General features: G+C 60.2%; 16 protein-coding genes. 6 read left to right on the plus strand and 10 right to left on the minus strand.

Annotated elements, in window-relative coordinates:
• The first annotated feature begins 24 nt into the window (after positions 1 to 24).
• Positions 25 to 1,044: a DUF808 domain-containing protein gene (locus ACIQTW_RS11840; RefSeq protein ID WP_402937007.1), complete on the plus strand. Its 1,020-nt coding sequence runs from the start codon at positions 25 to 27 to the stop codon at positions 1,042 to 1,044.
• A gap of 192 nt (positions 1,045 to 1,236) precedes the next feature.
• On the opposite strand, the gene ACIQTW_RS11845 is transcribed toward ACIQTW_RS11840, so the two are convergent.
• The 7 genes from ACIQTW_RS11845 to ACIQTW_RS11875 all read right to left on the minus strand — a co-directional run bounded on the left by ACIQTW_RS11845 (position 1,237) and on the right by ACIQTW_RS11875 (position 11,727).
• A complete protein-coding gene (locus ACIQTW_RS11845) occupies positions 1,237 to 2,820 on the minus strand; it encodes an alpha/beta fold hydrolase (RefSeq protein ID WP_402937009.1) in 1,584 nt (527 codons plus the stop codon).
• A gap of 157 nt (positions 2,821 to 2,977) precedes the next feature.
• The gene (locus ACIQTW_RS11850) at positions 2,978 to 4,090 is read right to left on the minus strand and encodes a mandelate racemase/muconate lactonizing enzyme family protein (protein WP_402937011.1); all 1,113 of its coding nucleotides are present in this window, start codon (positions 4,088 to 4,090) and stop codon (positions 2,978 to 2,980) included.
• A 35-nt stretch (positions 4,091 to 4,125) separates the two neighbouring features.
• Positions 4,126 to 5,775 carry a PucR family transcriptional regulator gene (locus ACIQTW_RS11855; RefSeq protein ID WP_402937013.1) on the minus strand — a complete coding sequence of 550 codons (1,650 nt, stop codon included), beginning with the start codon at positions 5,773 to 5,775 and terminating at the stop codon, positions 4,126 to 4,128.
• Positions 5,772 to 7,775, minus strand: a complete 2,004-nt coding sequence (locus tag ACIQTW_RS11860; protein ID WP_402937015.1) for a S9 family peptidase — start codon at positions 7,773 to 7,775, stop codon at positions 5,772 to 5,774. The genes ACIQTW_RS11855 and ACIQTW_RS11860 overlap by 4 nt, the downstream gene beginning before the upstream one ends.
• Positions 7,772 to 8,761 (minus strand): ABC transporter ATP-binding protein, encoded by a 990-nt coding sequence (locus tag ACIQTW_RS11865; RefSeq protein ID WP_402937017.1) that lies wholly within the window; start codon positions 8,759 to 8,761, stop codon positions 7,772 to 7,774. The genes ACIQTW_RS11860 and ACIQTW_RS11865 overlap by 4 nt, the downstream gene beginning before the upstream one ends.
• Positions 8,758 to 10,740 carry a dipeptide/oligopeptide/nickel ABC transporter permease/ATP-binding protein gene (locus tag ACIQTW_RS11870; protein ID WP_402937018.1) on the minus strand — a complete coding sequence of 661 codons (1,983 nt, stop codon included), beginning with the start codon at positions 10,738 to 10,740 and terminating at the stop codon, positions 8,758 to 8,760. Before ACIQTW_RS11870 ends, ACIQTW_RS11865 begins: the two co-directional genes overlap by 4 nt.
• Positions 10,741 to 10,743: 3 nt before the next feature.
• The gene (locus ACIQTW_RS11875; protein WP_402937020.1) at positions 10,744 to 11,727 is read right to left on the minus strand and encodes an ABC transporter permease; all 984 of its coding nucleotides are present in this window, start codon (positions 11,725 to 11,727) and stop codon (positions 10,744 to 10,746) included.
• 167 nt (positions 11,728 to 11,894) lie between these two features.
• Between ACIQTW_RS11875 and ACIQTW_RS11880 the strand changes: the two genes are divergently transcribed.
• From ACIQTW_RS11880 to ACIQTW_RS11900, 5 genes are all read left to right on the plus strand, one after another.
• On the plus strand, positions 11,895 to 13,283 hold the full coding sequence (locus ACIQTW_RS11880; RefSeq protein ID WP_402937022.1) for a serine hydrolase domain-containing protein: 1,389 nt from the start codon (positions 11,895 to 11,897) through the stop codon (positions 13,281 to 13,283).
• Positions 13,280 to 14,224, plus strand: coding sequence for a serine hydrolase (locus ACIQTW_RS11885; RefSeq protein ID WP_402937024.1), 945 nt, complete (start codon positions 13,280 to 13,282; stop codon positions 14,222 to 14,224). The genes ACIQTW_RS11880 and ACIQTW_RS11885 overlap by 4 nt, the downstream gene beginning before the upstream one ends.
• A gap of 79 nt (positions 14,225 to 14,303) precedes the next feature.
• Positions 14,304 to 15,908, plus strand: a complete 1,605-nt coding sequence (locus tag ACIQTW_RS11890; protein ID WP_402937026.1) for an ABC transporter substrate-binding protein — start codon at positions 14,304 to 14,306, stop codon at positions 15,906 to 15,908.
• A 146-nt stretch (positions 15,909 to 16,054) separates the two neighbouring features.
• Positions 16,055 to 16,921: a hypothetical protein gene (locus ACIQTW_RS11895; RefSeq protein WP_402937028.1), complete on the plus strand. Its 867-nt coding sequence runs from the start codon at positions 16,055 to 16,057 to the stop codon at positions 16,919 to 16,921.
• Positions 16,922 to 17,005: 84 nt separating this feature from the next.
• On the plus strand, positions 17,006 to 17,851 hold the full coding sequence (locus ACIQTW_RS11900) for a M55 family metallopeptidase (RefSeq protein ID WP_402937029.1): 846 nt from the start codon (positions 17,006 to 17,008) through the stop codon (positions 17,849 to 17,851).
• Between the two features lie 76 nt (positions 17,852 to 17,927).
• On the opposite strand, the gene ACIQTW_RS11905 is transcribed toward ACIQTW_RS11900, so the two are convergent.
• Genes ACIQTW_RS11905 through ACIQTW_RS11915 form a run of 3 tightly spaced genes read right to left on the minus strand, consistent with a single transcriptional unit; the run spans position 17,928 to position 20,522 of the window.
• A complete protein-coding gene (locus tag ACIQTW_RS11905) occupies positions 17,928 to 18,731 on the minus strand; it encodes an ABC transporter ATP-binding protein (protein ID WP_402937030.1) in 804 nt (267 codons plus the stop codon).
• 1 nt (position 18,732) lies between these two features.
• Positions 18,733 to 19,632: an ABC transporter ATP-binding protein gene (locus ACIQTW_RS11910; protein WP_402937032.1), complete on the minus strand. Its 900-nt coding sequence runs from the start codon at positions 19,630 to 19,632 to the stop codon at positions 18,733 to 18,735.
• Between the two features lie 32 nt (positions 19,633 to 19,664).
• Positions 19,665 to 20,522 (minus strand): ABC transporter permease, encoded by an 858-nt coding sequence (locus tag ACIQTW_RS11915; RefSeq protein WP_402937034.1) that lies wholly within the window; start codon positions 20,520 to 20,522, stop codon positions 19,665 to 19,667.
• Positions 20,523 to 20,545: the final 23 nt, after the last annotated feature.

Below are 20,545 nucleotides of genomic sequence, written 5' to 3' on the forward strand. Positions count from 1 at the left end.
CGTTAAGCAGGACGGAGTTCTCCTGTGAGCGGCGGTCTCGTCGCACTGTTGGACGATGTCGCAGCGCTGGCCCGCATAGCGGCTGCCTCCGTGGACGACATCGCGGCAGGTGCGGCCAAAGCCGGGGCCAAAGCTGCCGGCGTCGTGATCGACGACGCCGCAGTCACCCCCCAATACGTTTCCGGGGCGGACCCGTCACGCGAACTGCCGATGATCAAACGGATCTTCTGGGGCTCGCTGCGAAACAAGCTGGTGATCATCCTCCCGGCATTGCTGTTGGTTAGCGCTTTCATCCCGGGAGTAATTCCGTTCATCCTCATGCTTGGCGGCAGCTACCTCTGCTACGAGGGTGCCGAAAAGGTGTGGCATAAGTTCCGCGGCGGCCATGCTGAAGCTGAGAAAGCACCGGCTGTCCAACGCGGCCCCGAAGCGGAGGCGAAAGTTACCAAGGGCGCCATCACCACCGATTTCATCCTGTCCTGCGAGATCATGGTCATCGCCATGAATGAGGTGGCTGCTGAGTCGCTATGGGTCCGGGCGTTCATCCTGGTCGTCGTAGCGATCGCGATCACGGTCATCGTGTACGGCGCCGTCGGCCTCATCGTCAAGATGGACGATATCGGCCTGCACCTGACCACTAAGGCCTCCGAAGGCTCCCAGCGCTTCGGCCGGCTGCTCGTCAAGGGGATGCCGGCCGTACTGGCCGCCATCACCCTCATAGGGACGATCGCCATGCTGTGGGTTGGTGGTCACATCATGCTGCAAGGCGCCTATGACCTCGGCTGGCACGGCCCCTATGACCTTGTCCATGTACTGGAGACACCCTTCGTCGGGATCCCCGTGGTGGGTGGCTTCCTTGCCTGGCTCGTGAACACGATCTGCTCAGCCATCCTCGGTGCCGTCTGGGGCCTGGTCATCATGCTCATCCTGCACCCGCTGCTTAAGGTGCTGCCGTTTGGCAAGAAAAAGGACGGACACGAAGAGGGGGATGTCCGCGCCGCGATCGCCGGTCACCGGCCAGCCAAACACAACCCAAGTAAGTAGCAGATCAAGTCGTTCTGAAGGCTCAAAACGGCGTGTACTGCGACCTACTTGGGTGCGCGGCTATGACTTAGCGTCATAGCAGGCTGAGAACAGTGGCACTGCGTCCAGGTTTCTACCCGGATGCGGTGCCACTCTTCTTTGGGTGGACTCAGAAGCTATTCCGAGTACACTCAGCACTTTTGGTTCAAAGAACTATTTGCAGGTCATGTCCTTGTCCGGCAGGGTTCCTTCCAGGAGATATTCATTGACTACCCTATTGGCGCACTCGTTGCCATAGCTGGGGAAAACGGCGTGGATTCGCCCCGGGATGGTTACCAACCGAGAACCTTTCATCGCTGCGTGCATTCCCAAACCTTCCTCGTAGGTGGTACGAGTGTCCCCCACTGCCTGTATCTGCAATGAGGGCGTGGCGTTGTCTATGGCGACAGGCGCGGTTGGTGCAGCCCGCCAGAAAGAGCACGGTGTGATTGTGTTGTGAACCGGCGCAAAGATCGGCTGGTCCAGCCGGTGTTCTTGAATCTGGTTCCAGTACCACTCGGGGTCGGAGGGCAGGGTGACGTCCCCACAAACAACTGCAAGGGTGGCTGAAAAGTCGGATCCCGTTCCGAGCTCAGTATGGAACCAGGCCCGGGCCAGTCCGGCCAATTTGGGATGAAGTTCCACGTTCCTGCCATCGGCCAACTCGCGTAACTGGACAAGGACTTGGGCAAATACCTCGTTGTCCTCCTCGCTGTCGCTCACTGCAGAGGCGTACATGAGGAAAGGCAGGATGTGATCGTCGAGTCTGTAGTTCCCTACCGGGATGGGGCTGAGGGCTGCATCACTGATGAGCTTTTCGATGCCCTTCCGGACCTCAACCCCGGTGGTTCCCAAGCCGTATTCGCTGCTCCTGGACGCCGCCCATTCAGAGAAATCGTCGATCGCTTTCTCATTTGCCGGGCCCATGTCCTGAAACATGGTGATCCCGTACTTTTTCGGATCCGGGGCACTGTCCAAAACCAAGCGGTCTATCCTGTCAGGAAACATCTGGCTGTATGTTGCGCCGAGGAAAGTACCATAGGACTGGCCCAGGAACGATGTCCGGGGTTCGCCCAAGACGGCCCGTATCACGTCAAGATCGCGTGCAACGTTCTGTGTGTTGATGTGTGGCAAGATGTCCGGGTACTTTTCCCAGCACGCGTCTGCAGCTTCTTTCGCCCTGACGACGCTCTCGTCGAATCCTTCACGGTCGGCTCCAGCAGACCGCATCCAGGTCATTTGGGGAACACCGCAATCAATGGGTGTACTCTCCCCCAACCCCCGTGTATCCATGCCAATAACGTCATATGCCTTGGCAACACCTTCCGTCATTCCGGAACGAACGTCGGCAGGCATTCCCAATCCCCTGCCCCCGGGGCCGCCAGGATTGGTTAACAAAATCCCACGCCGCTGGGAGGGATCCGTCGAAGCGATCCTGGAAATTGCTACCGATATCGTCCTGCCTTCCGGGACGGAATAGTCAAGCGGAACGGTCACCATCGCACACTCTGCCCCGGTGCCCGCGAGCTGAGCGTCCTCGCAGGCAGCCCATTGGAGCGACTGATCCTGGAACCGTTCGAGACCCGCCCCTTGGGCCGGGGCTGCTGTTGGTGCACAACCTGCCACAAGTGGGACGGCGAGCAGTATTGCAGCGGCGGCCGACACACGAAGCCTACGCACTGGCCTCCCACGTCCTTCGGGAGGGGCGCAAGCTGTTTTGACTGATGGCATAGCTGTTGATGTCGCAACATTTTTCATGTCATCAACGCTACGGATCCCACTGATCCCGCACGATGGTGGAGGCTGCCGTCTTATTGGTGGTGGAGACTACACCAGCCAATTGTGGAGCTGGCTACACCAATGGAGCCATATGCCGGAGCCATAGCAAATCACTGGCCAAAAGCCGCCTCAACCGTCATGCCGAAATTTCGCATTCGCTCACCGCGAGATCCGCCAGGATGTCCACGTCCACTTCGACGCCCAGCCCGGGTTTCTCGGTAATCTGAACGTCCGGAATGACGTATTTCAAGTCACCTGGTTCTTTCGCGAAACGCAGGGGGCCTGACAGTTCCGTGGATACGATGTTGGGATGGCTCAGGGCAAGGTGAAAACCTGCGGAAGAGGCAATGCTGGTCTCCAGCATGGATCCGATCTGCACCCTCAGGCCACCGAGTTCGGCTTGCGTTGCCATACGATGGCACGGAGTGATGCCCCCGCTCTTCATAAGCTTCAGGTTGATCATGTCTACTGACCGGTCGCGGACGAAGTGCGCAATATCGCGCGAATCAACCACTGACTCGTCGGCCATGAGCCGCATTCCTGTGCCTGGCCGAATCAAGCGGAAACCGTCGAGGTCGTCGGCTAGGACAGGCTGTTCCACCCAGTCGATGTCGAAGGGCTCCAAGGCCCGAATCATGGTGCGCGCCGTTGCGGGATCCCGCCAACCCTGATTGGCATCAACCCGAATCCCCAGATCACTTCCGACGGCGGTCCGCACGGCCCGCACGCGTTCGATGTCCTTCCCATCTCCTCCACCAAGCTTCATCTTGAGGTGCCGGTAACCTTCCTGTCGCGCCTTCACGGCTTGCTCCGCAAGCACGTCGGGGGCCAAGATGCTCATCACCCTGGCTATGGTCGGCTGCTCGGGCCGGCGTCCGCCCAGCAGTGCGTAGACGGGACGCCCTGCGGCTTTGCCTGCCAGATCCCAGCAAGCGATGTCGACGGCAGCTTTGGCAGCGCCGCACCCCTTGAGTGCCGCATCAAGACGTTGGTGAATGGCGGTAATGTCCCTGGGATCCAGGCCGAGAACAGCCGGTAGTAGTTCCGTTCTCAGCGCTTCAACTGTGCCCGTGGGCGTCTCACCCGTGATGTGGCCGTCCGGCACACTCTCTCCATATCCGATCAAACCGTCGTCAGTTTCCAAAGTGAGGATGATGCTTGGCATCGAAGGATAGGAAGCGTACGAAACCACGAACGGCTCAATAAGCGGAAGGTCAATCAGGGTGACGGTGGCACGGGAAAGTTTCATGCAGGATTCCTATCAGGTAGTTTGCGATGAGTGGATTACTTGGAGCTGGACGGCAGAATGCATAGTTGGAGCATGGCTGCGAACCGGGTCTTGGGATCGTCAAGGTCAAGTCCGCCAACCAGTGCCAGACGACGCAGCCGATACCTGAACGTATTCGGATGGATATAGACCGCGGCGGATGCGGCTGCCACATCACCGAAAGCATCCAGCCATGCCCGCAGCGTGTCCACCAGGTTGGCGTTGTGCTTCTCGTCGTAGGCGTATAGCCGCGCAATTTCTCCTGTCGGTTGTTCACCTCGGGAAGCCGCGAGGTCGGAGAGCTCAAGTATCAGGGCCTCGACGTGGACATCCGCCAAGCGGGCCACCCGCTGTCCCCTGGAGTTCCCGGCCCGCAAAACCCGCAGGACCCGGTCCGCACTGGCCCGGGCAGTTGCCAGCTCCGCGATTCCTCTTGCAAGCGAACCGACGCCGATCACAGCGTTGGTTCGATCGCCCAGGCGCCGCAGGAAGTCACACCCCGTTGCAGCGGCGCGCTCTTCCCCGTGATCGTCCTGCGAGACAGGGAAAAGGGCGTAGGTGGTGTCTCCGAGAAGTGCAACTGCACTGCGCGGCTGGACCGCACCCAGATGCATGGCAAAACTGTCACTAATCCTCTGACGCTCCAACGCAAGTCCTGCGTCCGTCCCCGCGATGCGGGTGCGTTCGTGATCCTGGAGTACTGCCAACGCAAGCACAACCATCGGCTGATCGACCAGACCCAGCCGATCAAGGGCGCCCTGCGCGCCTGCGCCTCCGTCCAAAGCGGCACCCAGGAGGTCAGCCCGCATCCGTCGCTCAACGTCAGCGCCTGCATGCAGCCGAAACAAATGGAGAGCCACCAGTTTGGCCGAGTCCCGCAGGGACTGCATCCGTTCTTCACTGAGCGGGCTCCTGACTGCCACCCAAATGGAACCAAGGACCTCGTCGCCGGCACGGACCGCGACGGCTACACGTGGCAGGGATTCCGCATCAATGGACGGCGGCAGAGCATCGACAACGACTGGTTCGTTGGTGCGGTACAACTCACGGAAGACGCCCCTCGCGACGAATACTTGTGATACTGCGTCCGGCACCTGACGCCCCAGAATTGTCTCAACCCTGGAGTTGTCGGCCTCATCCTGGCGCCCGGAAAAGGCCAGCACACGGTGGCTGCGGTCCTCGATTGTGACGGGTGCGTCCAAGAGGGAGGCAATGGCATTTGCCAAGGAGAACAAGTCACCATAGGGCAGTCCACCCACAGAGTCCGGACCCGCTGCTCCAATTTCGCGCGTCGCAAACAGAGTCCGCAGCATCGTGGTTAGCTGCGTCCAGCCGGCACCCGGGGTGAGTCCCAGTAACACCACCCCCGAGTCCTTGACAGCCTCGGCTATTCGGAGGTCCACTACGACGGGCGCACGAACCACCAACCCCACTGCTCCTTGCCCGCCAAGACGCGCCAGCAGTGACGCGATCTGACCGGCATCCTGAAGACCTATTCCGAGTACCAGTGCTTGGGGTGGCAGGTCAGGTTCATCAATGGGGTCATGGATCACCACCCCTCCGATCTCCCCAGGATGACTGGCATCGCCCTCGAGAAGCTCCAGGAAACTTGCACCAAGATCATCAAGAACCCGGCCCAGGCTGACGCGCGGATGCTGGTGGTTCACTCGTATCCCGTTCCCACACCGGCAGTCCTGACGTCTCCTGCAGGCTCTACACCATTGGCGTATTCCTCCACCCAATCCACGATGCGGCGGTTGAAGTCGATCCTGTGAGACGGCGGCCCTTCATCAGTGAAGAGATGGGAGCCTCCGGGGTACAGAACCAAACGACTCACAACGCCGTGCTCGCACAACGCCGCGTGCCACTGCTCCGCCTGGCCGACGGGGCACCGGAGGTCATTGGCGCCGTGAAGGATCAGAGTTGGCGTGGTCACCTGATCCACCTTGGAAATCGGCGACATACCCTCGTATGACGGCCAACTTAGGCCCTCCCTTGGCACAAGTTCGCGTTGGTTGAAGAAATGTCCGCTGTCGGATGTTCCCGCAAAGCTCCTGAGATCGCTGACCACCCCGCCGGCCACTGCGGCCGCGAACCTGTTGTCGCGGCTGGTCAAATAACAGGTCATGTACCCGCCGTAGCTGTAGCCGGCAATCGCAAGGCGATCGGGGTCTGCAACGCCCTCGGCCACGAGCTGGTCCAGGGATTCCAGGAAGTCAGGAGAGTCACCAATCCCCCAACTCCCCACGGCGGCTCGGTAGAACTCCTCGCCGTAACCATCACTCCCCCTGACATTGAGCAACAGCACTGCCCAGCCGCGCGCAGCCAGTTCCTGGTGATACAGGTTCACTTCATCCGCGGCGCTGTTCCACGCGTTGTGCGGACCCCCATGGATATCGAGCAGCAGTGGCTGGGATCCTTTCGTTTCCGGATCGCGGATCAGCCAGCCGTGCACAACCGTGCCGTCAGAGATGATGAATTCACGCTCCTGACGCTGGAAGAGCTCTATATCTCCAAGGTTAGATCCGTGTCTGGTCAAGACATGCGACGTACCGTCCTCGACGTCAACGCTGACCACCTCGCCATAGGAGGTGGGTGTCTTCAGGATGGTCACTGCCTTGTTCCCGGAGACGGACAACTCCGAGACGACCACTCCGTCGCCGCCCAGGACGGGGCGGCACTGGCCGCCGTCGACGTCCACTTCCAAAAGGTGCGTGCAGCCACGGTCCCGGATGCAGAACAGCAGGGTTTTGCCGCTTCCGGTGAGGTGGGGCGAGGCGCCGGGATAGGCGGGTGCTCCGGCCATCACGTTGCGGTCCAATGAACGTGTCAGATCCAGCCATGGACTGCCCTCGAGCGAAAGCCGGACCAAGGAGTTGTGGCCAACCGGGCGGCTGGCGACAGCAAAAAGGGATTCCCCATCAGCAGCCCATTCCAGTGCGCCAACCACTACGTCCGCGGGGCCAAGAACGACCGGTTCAGCCCCGGGCCGGTCTACGTCGATAACGTGCACAGGTGCCACGAGGCTGGCTTCATCGTCTGCCGCGGGCCCTGCGGCGAATGCCAGCCGGCTCCCATCCGGAGACCACTCCGGGTCCCGGACATGCCAGTCCCCGTGCGTGAGTTGGACACACTTCCCAGTGGCCGGTTCGAGGATGTGGAGTTGGCGCACCAACGTTCCCAACATGCCGTAACCATCAATGCGATAGTTCATGCCGTCAGCCACCATAGGAGGATCAGCAAGCTGGGACTGGACAGGCGCATCCCCATTTGCGAGGGAACCATTGACGAAGGCAGCGAACGCCAGTCGCGTACGATCGGGACCCCACACGGGTTTACCGGCACCCGCTGGCAACGTGGCTATCTCCTCGACCACACCGTCATAAACGTTCATCTGGCAAAGCTTGCTTTGACTTCCGAACTTGCGCACAAACGACAACCGCATCCCGGCATCCAGCCATGACGGCGTCGAGTCATTGTTGCTGAAGGTGAGCTGGGGGGGAGAACCACCTTTGGTGTCAACCAGCCAGATGTTCCGCCGGGTGCTGTCAGTGCCGGCGTCGAGCGTCCGTAGGACATAGGCAACCATTTGCCCGTCCGCTGACAATGCCGGCTGCTCCGGTACCGCAATGTCCAAGAGATCCGTGATGCGTAACCTGCGGTTCACAGCAGCCCTTCCCGGCCCGAAAGCAACAGCTCATCAGAGAAGTGACACGCTGCTGCGTGCCTGCGACCCTCTGCACTGGGGTCTGCCTCTTTGCATATGTCGCGGCCCGGAAGTACCAGTGGACCGATAGGACAGCGCAAGTGGTAACGGCATCCAAGAGGTGGATGGTGCGGGTCCGCCGGCTCGGCATCGGTCACCGCGCTTAAGGCAGGCTCTACGGCAGCCGGTTGGAGGCCGGGATTGTTCTGGTTAGGCACAGCAGCCAACAGATCCTTGGTGTAGGGATGTTGAGGATCGCCGAGGATCTGCTCGGAGGGGCCTTGTTCTACGATTCGCCCGAGATACATCACTGCGATGCTGTCCGCTACGTAACGGACCACCGCCAGGTTATGTGAAATGAACAGCATTGAAAGACGCATTTCACGTTGTAGTTCCCGGACGAGGTTCAAGACGGTACCTTGGACGGATACGTCCAGGGCAGAGGTGATCTCATCGGCCACAATGAGCTGAGGGCGTGCCGCCAGTGCTCTGGCCAAGGCAACCCTTTGTAGTTGTCCTCCCGACATCTGGCCGGGGTAGCTGAACGCTCGTTGTGGGTCCAGCCCCACCAGACCCAGCAGCCGTTGCACCTCGGCGGCCCGCCCTGCCGCTGTGCTCCTGCCGGACCGGGGAACGGCCTCTGCGATGGAGTCACCGATACTCATCCGAGGATCGAGCGAAGAATGTGGATCCTGGAACACCATTTGCAGGGGCTTCGGCTCCCCACGGCGATGCCGCAGGGGTTCGCCATTAAAGAGTATCCGGCCGGCTGACACAGGCGTGAGTCCTGCTGCTGCGCGGGCCAGCGTTGATTTCCCGGAGCCGGACTCACCCACGAGGCCAACCACCTGCCCTTGCGGCACTACCAGGTTGACCCCGTCTACGGCAGTCATCCCGCGGCGGCCGCCGAAGCGAACCGAAACCTGTTCGAACCGAAGTTCGTTCATGACGCATCTCCTTGCAGTACCGCGGCGTGCATTTTCAACTCCATGGGAATCGGTGGGGCACCGACATCACGGGAAGGGTGCCAGCAGGCCACCCGGTGCCCGTCTTCCTGCCGGACAAGTTGGGGATCTTCGCGGGTGCACAACTCAGATGCCTTGGTACAACGGGCTGCAAAGGCACAACCGACCGGGACCTGTGATGGATCTGAGGGGCGCCCCGGTATAACGGCCAGCGGCACGTCGCGGTCCGTCTCCATATTTGGGACTGCAGCCAGGAGAGCCTGCGTATACGGGTGCAGGGCTTGCCCAGCCAGGTCTCCCGCTGGAAGGTCTTCAACAATTCGGCCCGCGTACATCACCAGGACACGCTCACAAACCTGGCCCACCAACGTCAGGTCGTGGCTGATGAGCAGTATTGCCACGTTGTCCTCTTCCTTAATCGTGGAGAGAAGCCCCAGTACTTGTCGCTGAACGGTCACGTCCAAAGCAGTGGTGGGCTCGTCTGCAATGATCAAAGCCGGACTCCCCATGATGCCCATGCCGATCATGGCCCGCTGACGCATCCCGCCGGAAAATTCATGGGGATATTGCCTCAGGCGCCTCTTCGGGGCCGGTATCCTGACCGCCCGGAGGCGGTCCGCGGCACGGGCAAGTGCTGAACGCCTGTTCATCCCTTGGTGCCGAATGGCCACCTCAGCGAGCTGCGTACCAATCCTCATGGTGGGGTTGAACGACTTCATCGGGTCCTGGAACACCATGGCCAAAGAGGTGCCCAACAGCTGACGCCGGGCACGTGCAGTGCCCGCAAATTGGTCCTGGGCCAGGAATTCGAGTCGAGACGCGCTGACCTGGCCCGGGTAGTCCACCAGCTGCGCCAAAGCCAACGCGGTCTGGGTCTTGCCGGAGCCGGATTCACCCACCACACCAACCGCTTCGCCCCGGGCCAGGCTGAAGCTTACGCCGCGGACAGGAGTGATGGGGCCGGCAGGGCCAGGGAAGGTCACGAACAGATCGCGGACAGTCAGCACTGCATCGTCGTTTTCAGCGGTCCGGTCGGCAGTGGTGGAAGATTCGACGGCGGCAGGCCTGGGCACCCGCAGGGGTGCTGCCCCTTTGCCTGCGGCTGCTACGGGAGTGCCCAGGGTCTTGGCCACGGCCTCACCAAAAAGATTGAATGCAAGCCCCGCAATAATGACCGCAAGACTGGGGGCAAGGGCCGCCATGGGATGCAGGTAAATGTCATTAAGACCTTCATTGAGCAGCCTGCCCCAGTCATAGGACGGCGGCTGGACCCCCAGCCCCAGGAACGACAACCCCGCAAAAGCGAGGAGGGAGCTCCCTGCGCCAATGGTCGCTGTAACCACCAGGGGTTCGGCGATGTTGGGCATGATGTGACGGAGCAGCCGCTTCAGCCTGCCGACGCCAGCCAATTCAGCGGCCGAGATGAAGTCCCGCTCCTTTTGCGCAGCGACCAGGGTCTGGGTCAACCGGGCGAAGGATGGAGCTGTGGCGAAGCCGATGGCCAACACAGCGCCAGTCTCTCCAACCCCGAAAATGACGGCAAAGAACATTGCCAGGAGAAGGCCCGGGAACGCCACGGCGATGTTAACAATTGCGGTCACGAACCTACCGGCACGACGGTTCATCAATGCTGGAAGCGTTCCAAGCACCAAGCCGGCAAGGACTCCAATACCGGTAGCAGCCAAGGCCAGTTTGACCGACAGGCTGGTGGCAACCAGCAACCGGAAGAACAGATCACGGCCAAGGCTGTCAGTCCCCACCAAGTGCTCCGCCGATGGGCCCTGCAATATAGCCTTAGTGTTCATTTCTTCAGCCTGCCCGGACCACAAAGCGGGCGCGGCCACTGCCATCGTCAGGACCAGGAACAGCATCACAGCCGACACAGCACCAACCGGTGTTGTCAGCGCTGCCAACCAGCGGGCTCCCATTCGGGAGGCGTTCGCATTCCTTGAAGTGCGCATGAATCAGCTTTCTTTTATTGTCGAACGTGGATCCAGTATTCCCAGTGCTATGTCCACTAAAAGATTCACTAGCAGGACACCCATCCCGTAAACCAACACCACGCCCTGCACCACCGGATAGTCTTTCGCGAGGATGGAAGCGACGATGGTGCTGCCGAGGCCGGGCCAGGCGAAGACGTTTTCCACGAGTACAGTGCCTGCCACCATTGCGCTGAGCATCAGGCCCCCGATGGTCAAAGTGGCTGTCAAAGCATTGGGCAAGGCGTGCCGGAAGTAGACCATCCAGTCCGGAAGCCGCTTGGCGCGGGCAGTCCGTACATAATCTGCGCTGAGTACCGATAGCATCTCCACGCGCACGATCCGGGTCAAGACGGCCGCCGAACCCGTCGCCATGGACAAAACGGGGAGGATATAGGAACCCGCGTCCGCGCGGCCTGCCACGGGAAACCAGCCAAGTTGGACGGCGAAAAAGAAGACCAGCCCGACAGCCAGGAGGAACTCGGGTATAGCCGCAACCAAAATGGACGTGGAGGTGAAAGCCAGCTCTGTTCGACGGCGTCGACCACCACGAGTCAGGACCCCCATGAGGGTACCCAGTGGAACCGCAAGGATGACGGCCAGCACAAACGCCAGTCCCGCCAACTCAAAAGTGGCAGGGAGGCGGTCGCCAATAACCTGAGCTACAGGCAAGTCCGTAGTCATTGAAGTCCCGAGGTTGCCGCTCAACAGGCCTTGTAGATAGTGGACATATTGAAGCCACAAGGGGTCATTGAGACCCAAGGTTTCCCGTCTGGCTTCTACCAGCGCACCAGGGGCTGTGGCACCCAGTGCCGATCTCACAGGATCACCGGGAATGAGGTGGATCATCAGGAAGGAAGCCGTGATCAGCACCCAGACAGAAACTACCAAGCGTCCGATTCTTCGCGCCGCAAAGCCTGCCCACGGGCTGTAGGTTGCCTCCGCGGCTGAACGTACTGCAGTGCTCAAATTCCACTCCTGCTAATGGGGATCTCACTTGCTGAACCAGAGACTGGCGATCTCTATTATGTAGCTCACAAGTCCGCCTCCCTTTGGCCTAATGGACCATGCATTGTCATAGACGTGAGGGGATCGGACAACCTTCTCGCGTCCTACCTTGGCCGTACCATTGGCGAATGACGAACCTCCTTGAATTCCGTAGTTGGTTGGAAGACCGCCTCCCCGTATTACTGGCCGAACACCAGGTTCCGGGCGCTGCTGTGGCGCTTTCCGTAAAAGGTGATGTGATTGAAGCCGCCGCCGGCGTGCTCAATAAAAACACCGGCGTCGAAACCACTGTGGACTCGTTGTTCCAGGTGGGTTCGATCACCAAGCTTTGGACGGCCACCCTGATTATGCAATTGGTAGACGAGGGCTTGGTGGACCTTGACGTTCCGGTCCGGAAGTACCTACCCGGCTTCCGGCTCGAAGACGAGTCGGCGGCCGCAGTGATCACCACACGGCAGCTGCTGAGCCACACAGCCGGGTTCGAGGGCGACATCTTCACCGACACCGGCCAGGGCGAGGACGCTATCGCCAAGCTGGTGGAGACTTTTGGCGAGGTCCCGCAGCTGTTCCCGCCAGGGGAAATGTTCTCCTACAACAACGCCGGATACGTTCTGCTGGGCCGGATGATCGAGGTCCTGCGCGGCAAACCGTATGACGAATGCCTACGTAAGTACTTGTTCGACCCGCTCGAACTGACCCATGCCGCCAATGGCCCCTACGAAGCCATCTTGTTCCGCACTGCTGTAGGACACATCGTCCACAACGACAACGAAGAACCTCAGCCCAGCCCTGTCTGGGCGCTGCCTCGATCCACTGCTCCCGTAGGCGCCATGCTCACGCTGAGTGCACGCGACCTCCTCAAGTTCGCCCAAATGCACATTGATGCAGGGCGTACGCCCACAGGCAGGCAGGTACTCAACCCAGCATCCGCGGCCGCCATGGTGACACCTCAAGTGACGCTCCCGGAACTCGGGTGGATGGGTGCCGCGTGGGGCCTGGGATTCGCGCTGTTCGATTACGACGGCGGCACTGTAGTTGGCCATGACGGCGGCACTATCGGCCAGACCGCCTTCCTGCGGATTTGTCCGGAAACGGATGTGTCGATTGCGCTGTTCGCCAATGGCGGCACTCCCCTTCCGGTGTTCGCGGAAATAGCAGAACGGGCGCTCCGTGAATTCGCTTCCATCCAGTTACCAGGGCTTTTGGCACCGCCGGGTTACGGTGAGCGCGTAGACGCGTCCCGTTATGTGGGGGAATATTCTTCCCGTGTTGCCGACGTCGTCGTCAGCCAGGATACGGACGGCCGGATTTGGTTGGAGAGGATTCCCAAGGGGCTCTACGAAGAGGTTGGTGACCAGCGCGAAAAGATTGAACTGGTGGCCGTGGGCGGGGACACATTATTACCCCGGCAAAAGCAATATGGCATGCACATGCCCCACACGTTCCTTGGTGACGATGGCGAAGGCCGAGCGATGTATGTCCACACCGGCCGCGCCGACCGTCGCGTCACCGCATGAACCCGGGAACTGAGCAACTGGCCGGGCTCTTCGCCTCCGTTGGAGCGGTTGGCTCCGTGTACGCACATGAGGTGGGGGTCTTGGATGGTCCCGAAGTTTCGCTGGACCCGGACATACCCGTTGTGCTGGCTTCCGTCTTCAAGGTTCCCTTCGCCGTTGCCTACTCACGGGAAGTCTCCGCTGGCCGCTTGGTGGAAACCGAAAGGACCACCGTGACCTCGCGGTACAGAGTGGGCGGTATAGGGACAGCAGGTTGCGCGGACGATGTTGAGATGAGTTGGCGGGATCTCGCTTTGTTCATGCTGACCATGAGCGATAACGCTGCCACGGACATCATCTTCCATCGTGTGGGCCAAGAGGCTGTGGATGCCGTCCTGGACGACCTCGGCCTTGAGCACACGCGAATCATTGGGTGTGGGGAAGACATGGATCATCAAATGGCGGGCGATCTCGGCTTGGACATGAGTGCCTGCTTGGACGTCGACGCCATGTTGGCCGCCGCGACGCCGGAACAGATTTGGGCAATGGGGATTCTCGATCCAGCCCGGACTCCCTCGTCGACGGCCAGGGACATCGTGAGCCTTCTTGAAGCAATCTGGACTGACACGGCAGGTTCCCCGGAAACGTGTGAGCGCGTCCGGTCTCTGATGGCGCGCCAGATCTGGCCGCATCGCATGGCATCGGGCTTCGATGAGGGCGTCCAGGTGGCCGGTAAAACCGGAACCCTCCCGGCTATCCGCAACGAGGCAGGAGTGGTCACCTACCCCGACGGGCGGCAGTACGCCGTCGCTGTCTTTACCAGGTCTTTGACCCTTGAGGATCCGCAGCCGGCAATCGACTCCGCCATCGGCAAGGCGGCTCGGCTTGCCGTAGACATCCTCCGCAGTGGGCTTGCGCAGCCAAAAGATCAGGGAGTTGAACCCGTGACCACAACCCTGTAGTCCCAATGGACAATCGTGGGCTTCCCGGATTGTCCTGCCAGCTAAAGGCCAATGTAAAGCAGACCGAAAGAATGACTGAATGACGACTCAAGGCATGATCAAGGCGGTACTCAGCATTACCACCATCGGGGCGCTGTCAGTGACGGTGGCCGCCTGCTCAGGTTCCGCGCCAAAGACAAGCGGCGACGAGCTAGCGAACGGAAAGACGTTCACCATGAGGTTGAGCGTGGACCCAGGTTCCCTGGACCCGCACTTCGTTTCGAATTCCATCACCCAGCAGGCGACCAGGTTCCTCTATGACTCGCTGTTGAACTTTGATCCGGATGGCAACCTGGTGGCCGGCCTGGCGCAGACTTGGGAGGGAACGAGCACTACGGTCAAGTTCAACCTGCGCAAAGATGTCACGTGCTCAGACGGCACCCCTCTGACGCCGGAGATCGTTGCCGCCAACATCAACTTTGTCGGTGACCCGGGCAACAATTCCACACGTACCGGTGTCTACGTTCCTCCAGGCGGCACGGCGACCGCGGACGTTGCCGCCGGGACCGTAACGGTCACCTCCCCTTCACCGGAACCTTTCCTTGCCAGGAACGTAGGTGGTCTGCCGATCGTGTGTGCCGCCGGCTCCAAGGATCGAAATATACTCGCCCAAGGGGCGGACGGCACTGGCATGTACACCTTGACTGAGCTGGCTGCGGGCGACCACTACACGCTGACACGGCGCAAGGACTATGGGTGGGGCCCCGGCGACTGGAAGAAGGACCAGGAAGGCCTTCCGGACAAGGTCGTCCTGAAAGTCATCGCCAACGAGACCACCGCAGCAAATCTGCTGCTGTCCGGAGATGTGAATGCTGCCACCATTGTCGGCCCCGACAAGCAGAGGCTTGAAAGCAAGAAGGCATTCCAACGTGACCTCGTGACGGCCTTGGGACAAATCTGGTTCAACCAGAAGCCGGGATCCCCGGGTGCGGACGAAAACGTCCGCCGGGCGTTGACGCAAGCACTGAAACTCGACGAACTCGGGCAAGTAGTGACCAGCGGCACCGGTAAACCTTCCACTGGGCTCATCGCGCCAGTGCTCAGCCCCTGCAAGCAGGACACGTTGACGGGCAACCTGCCCGGACATGACCTCGAGGCTGCAAAGTCCGAGCTGGACGCCGCGGGGTGGAAGGCCGGTGCAGACGGCGTGCGGAGCAAAGATGGAACAGCATTGAAAGTGGAGTTCTTCTACCCCAGCACCATGGGGCCCTCCTTCGCGGCCGGAGCGGAGCTGGTCAAGGAAGTGTGGTCCGGAATTGGTGTGGACGTCCAACTGCGGCCCGTCACCGATGCTGAAGGCAGCTCACTGATTCTTGGCGGCCAGGGCGGGTGGGGTGCCGCATTTGTGCCGATCGGCGTTGCACTACCCAATGAGCTCGTACCGCTCGTTTCGGGGCCCACCCCTCCGGATGGCACCAACTTCGCCTACATCAACAACCCGGGCTACCTTGAAAACGTCCAAAAGGCCGTTGCGTCCACCGGTGAGGCAGGCTGTGAAAATTGGGCAGCCGCCGAGAAGCAGATTTTCGAACACGTCGACGTCGTACCATTCGTCAACTCGGCAACGCCGACCTTCGCAGTGGGCGCTACTTTCGAGCTGGCGGACGGGCAACTGGCCCCTTCCTCGGTCCGGATGCTCCGCTAACTGTCCTTTTGCAGCGAACGCTCCGTCCTGCCCAGCAGGGCGGAGCGTTCTGTTGTTTGCCGGATGGTTCCCGCAGACAAGCAGCACGGCAGCGGTTGGTCCGGCCGGACAAAGCCAAGGACCCCTCATCAAGCAAGGATTGAATCATGTCACTGAATCTTGACACCCACCCAAGCGCAGAGCGCGCACAGTTTACTGCCGCTTCGGCGGCGGCCAAGGCCAACGTCCACATTGTTGACGAGCACAACCGGGACAAGCTCCAGCAGGTCGAAGAGCTTCTGGTGTCCGTGTGGGGGATGTCTCCCCATGGAGCGCCCATTCCGTTCGATCTCCTCCGCAGCATCTCCCACGCCGGGTGCAACGTCTCCGCCGCTTATACCCCGGAGGGCATTCTCTGCGGGGCAGCGGTGGCCATCGTCTCACCTGAAGGGTCGGCTTACTCACTGATTGCAGGAGTCCTTCCAGGGATCGCCGACCGAGGCGTGGGTTTTGCCCTTAAACAGCATCAGAGAGCATGGTCGCTGGCACGTGGCCTGGAGACCATGACCTGGACATTCGATCCCTTGGTCAGCCGCAACGCGAGGTTTAACCTGACCAAACTTGGTGCTGTTGCTTCTGAATACGAACGTAACTTTTACGGCGAAATGCAGGACCGGATTAACGCCAACGACCAATCGGACAGATTGGTGGTGGTTTGGCCGCTTTCGTCAGCCCGGAGCATCAAGTGCAGTGAAGGCCTTCCAGAAGAAGTGAACCTGCCCGAGGATGCGCTGGATCAGGTAATGGAATACGGCCCGGACTCACAACCGGCCCTGCTTCAAACGGAGGGAAACCTCTGGTGCCGTGCACCTCAGGACATAGTGGCCCTCAGGGGCTCCAACAGCAAAGAAGCAGCCCTGTGGCGTACACACTTCCGCGTCGTCATGGAGGACGCTTTTAACTCCGGTTACGTGGCTTCAGGAGTCACCCGGACGGGCTGGTACAAGCTCACACCTGCAGTATCCACAGTCTGAACCCCTACTCAAACCCATCAGTCGAGCGGACCACGGCACACACCAGCGCACCTCTGCTCCCTGTCCATCAACGAGGAGATCCGCATGAAGGTATACATTTCTGTTGACATGGAAGGCATCGCAGGTGTGGCCACCTACGACCAGATCATCCGGGGCGGCACGGGCTATCCCCGCGCGCAGGCACTCATGACAGCCGAAGCGAATGCGGCAATCGAGGGAGCCTTCGAGGGTGGTGCAACTGATGTGCTGGTCAATGACAGCCATGGAACCATGAACAACCTCCTGCACGAGGACCTTGATCCCAGGGCACGCGTCATCTTTGGATCACCCACGGCATTCTGCATGGCAGAGGGGCTGACTGCGGACTTTGATGTTGCCTTCTACGTTGGCTATCACGCCCCCGCCGGAGTGGAAGGCCTCTTGGCCCATAGCTTTTCTGCTCTCTTCACCAGTTTCAAACTCAATGGAGAAATCGCCTCCGAGGCCGGTATCAACGGGATCTTTGCAGCTACTCGCGGCGTCCCTGTTGGCTTGGTGACCGGTGACGACGTCATCTGTGCCATGGCCGAGCGTGAGTTCCCCGGAGTACAAACGGTTCCGGTGAAGATTGCCCACGGATTCCAAGCCGCAAACAGCCTCTCCCCCGCTTTTGCGCGGGCCGCCATTCGCCAAGGCGCCCGAGCTGCTGTCCAAGGTGTGGAGAAGGCCCGGTTGTTGCCTGTTCCCGAGCATCTCCGACTCGAAATTGGGTTCCAGAACCCTTTGGCGGCCGAGCTATTGGAGGCCGTCCCCGGCGTATCACGGGTCAGCAACCTTGTCATCGCCCGGGACGTGGACACGGCCGAAGAACTTCTGGGGATGATAGGGACTACCTACGAGATGGCCGCAGTCGCAGCCAAGACCATGTTTCTTCGGGAATCCCTCAGCTGAACGGAATCCCCTTAAACGAGTTTGCAGGAGCCGCTTCCGGCTCCTGCAAACTTGTTTAAGCTCCGGCGGCTACCGATCAATACCGGATCCTTGGAATGGACTGGAGGAGCTTCCTTGTGTAGTCGTCACGAGGGGCCGTAAAAAGAGCCTCAGTTGGTCCACCTTCAACCACGTTGCCGTGGTACATCACTACAACGTTTTCACACAGGTTGCGGACCACAGCCAGGTCATGCGCGATGAACAAGACCGATAAGCCCAAGTCATCCCTGAGGTCGGCCATAAGGTTGACGATGCCCGCTTGAACAGAAACGTCCAAGGCGGAGACAGCCTCGTCCGCTACCAGGAGGGACGGTTCAAGGGCGAGGGCTTTGGCGATCGCCACCCGTTGACGCTGCCCGCCCGACATGGAGATCGGGTAGCTGTCCAAGGCCCTCGCCGGCAACTGCACCTGTCCCATCAATTCGCGGCATCTCTTCTCCACATGCCGCCGTTCGATGATCCTATGAACCCGCAGGAGTTCGCTGATGGTCTGGCGAATGGTCATCCTCGGATCCAGCGAGGAATACGGATCCTGGAAGACCATCTGGATCTGACGTCTTAATTCCTTGGTCCGTTGCGTTTGCAGGACCCCGCCATCGAAGGTGATGGTGCCGGTGTAGGACCGCTCCAAAGCGGTAAGTACCCGGGCCAACGTGGACTTACCCGAACCTGATTCGCCTACGAGTCCAAGGATTGTCCCTTTGGGAACGGCAAGATTCACGTCGTTTAGCGCGACGATTTGGCGTTTTCCGCCGCCACGCCCACTTGAATATTCGACACGTATGTCCCGCATCTCAAGAATATTCTCGTGAACAGGCGTAGTTGGCTGGACGGGGGACATGTTACTGCTCCTCAAAGTTCGTGGGGGTATCCAAGGCGTGCTCAGCTATCCGCATGGCGAATGAATAGTCCGCAGGCCTGTCCCGTAACGCCAGTGTGGTCCCCGGTATTGGCCGCAGCCTTTGACCAGGCTCATCAATACGCGGCGTGGCCGCGAGGAGCGCGCGTGTGTACTCTTCCTGCGGATCGCCCAGGACCCGAGCTGCGCTACCGGACTCCACCAATCGCCCGGCGTAGAGAACGCTGATGGTGCTGCAGAGTTCGGAAACGACAGCCAGGTCATGGGTGACATACAGAATCCCTGCATTGAGCTCTTCCTTGAGGCCGTTGAAAAGCGCCAGGATTTGCGCCTGGACAGTCACGTCCAGTGCCGTTGTGGGTTCATCGCAAAGAATCAGGTCAGGTTGACAAGCGACGCTGGCCGCGATCATGACTCGCTGCCTCATTCCGCCGGAAAGCTGGAACGGGTAGGCGTCCACCCGCAATTCCGGACTGGGTATTCCCACCAACCCCATCATGTGGACCGCGTAGTCCCGGGCTTCCTTCCGGCTCATTTTCTTCTGCTGGGCTATCCCGTCCGATATCTGCGTGCCCACACGGGCAATCGGATTCAGGGCTACAGCGGGTTCCTGGAAAACCATCGATATGCCTGCACCGCGGATTTTCCGTATGTTCCGACCCCTGTTGGCGAACAAATCGGCGCCTTTGAACGTTGCACTACCCCCCGTGACCCGCGCATTCGACGGAAGCAAACCCATGAGCGAGCGCAGGGCAAGGCTCTTGCCTGATCCTGATTCACCCACAAGGCCGTGGGCTTGACCTCTTTCAACGCTGAAGGAGACATCCTTAAGCGCCGCATATTCCCGACCCTGGATGACAACGTCGACGTTTAGTCCCTGCACTTGCAGTAGCGGCTCCACCGCTGTCCCCGCGCTCAACGTTTTGCCCGCAGGGCGTTGGCGATTCCATCTCCAAGGAACGTCAGGGAAAGGCTCGCAAGGATTACGGCTGCCCCGGGAATAAGAACGAGCGAGTAGTTCCCTGAAGCCAGGAACTGTTGACCGTCACTTATCATTTGTCCCCAGTCCGGAGTGGGCGGAACTATGCCCAGCCCAAAATAGCTCAGCGTAACGATGACGCCTATATTTCCCACCACATCGCTCATTGCGAACACAATTGCTTGAGTCGCTGTATTCGGTAACACATGGCGGATTACAATACGGGCGGTGCCCAGACCTCCGGTCTCGCAGGATTGAATAAAATCCCTGCTCCGGATGAGCAGAGTTTCAGCACGTACAATCCGCGCATACGACACCCAACTCACCAAGCTAATGGCAAGGAAAATACTCATAGGTCCGTTTCCAAACACGAAAACCAAGGTAATAACCAAAACAAAGAACGGAAAAGCTGAAACAACATCGGCGATGCGCATCACCAGCGTGTCGAACCACCCGCGGAAGTAGCCACACAGCGCCCCAACGATAGTCCCCAACGCAAAGGGAAACAGCACCGCCAGGACGGCTATGCCGAGATCACTTCGCGCCCCGAACAACAACCGGCTCCAGGTGTCCCTCCCGAGGTTGTCGGTGCCCAGGGGATGGGCCGCACTGGGGCCGGATAGTGCGTTGGCCAGATCTTGGGCCGTGGGATCGTAGGGAGCCAGCAGTGGCGCGAAGACTGCTGCCAGCACCATTGCACCAAAGACGCCACCACCAAGGAAGAGTTCGATGTTCCACCCACGATGCAGTGGCCGTAGCCGGAGCCGCCAGGTTTGTTTGGTTTCAAGGGCCACTGATGCGGCCGATGGTTGAGGTT

Origin of the sequence: Paenarthrobacter sp. NPDC090517 (assembly GCF_044769165.1) — a bacterium.
GTDB lineage: Bacteria > Actinomycetota > Actinomycetes > Actinomycetales > Micrococcaceae > Arthrobacter.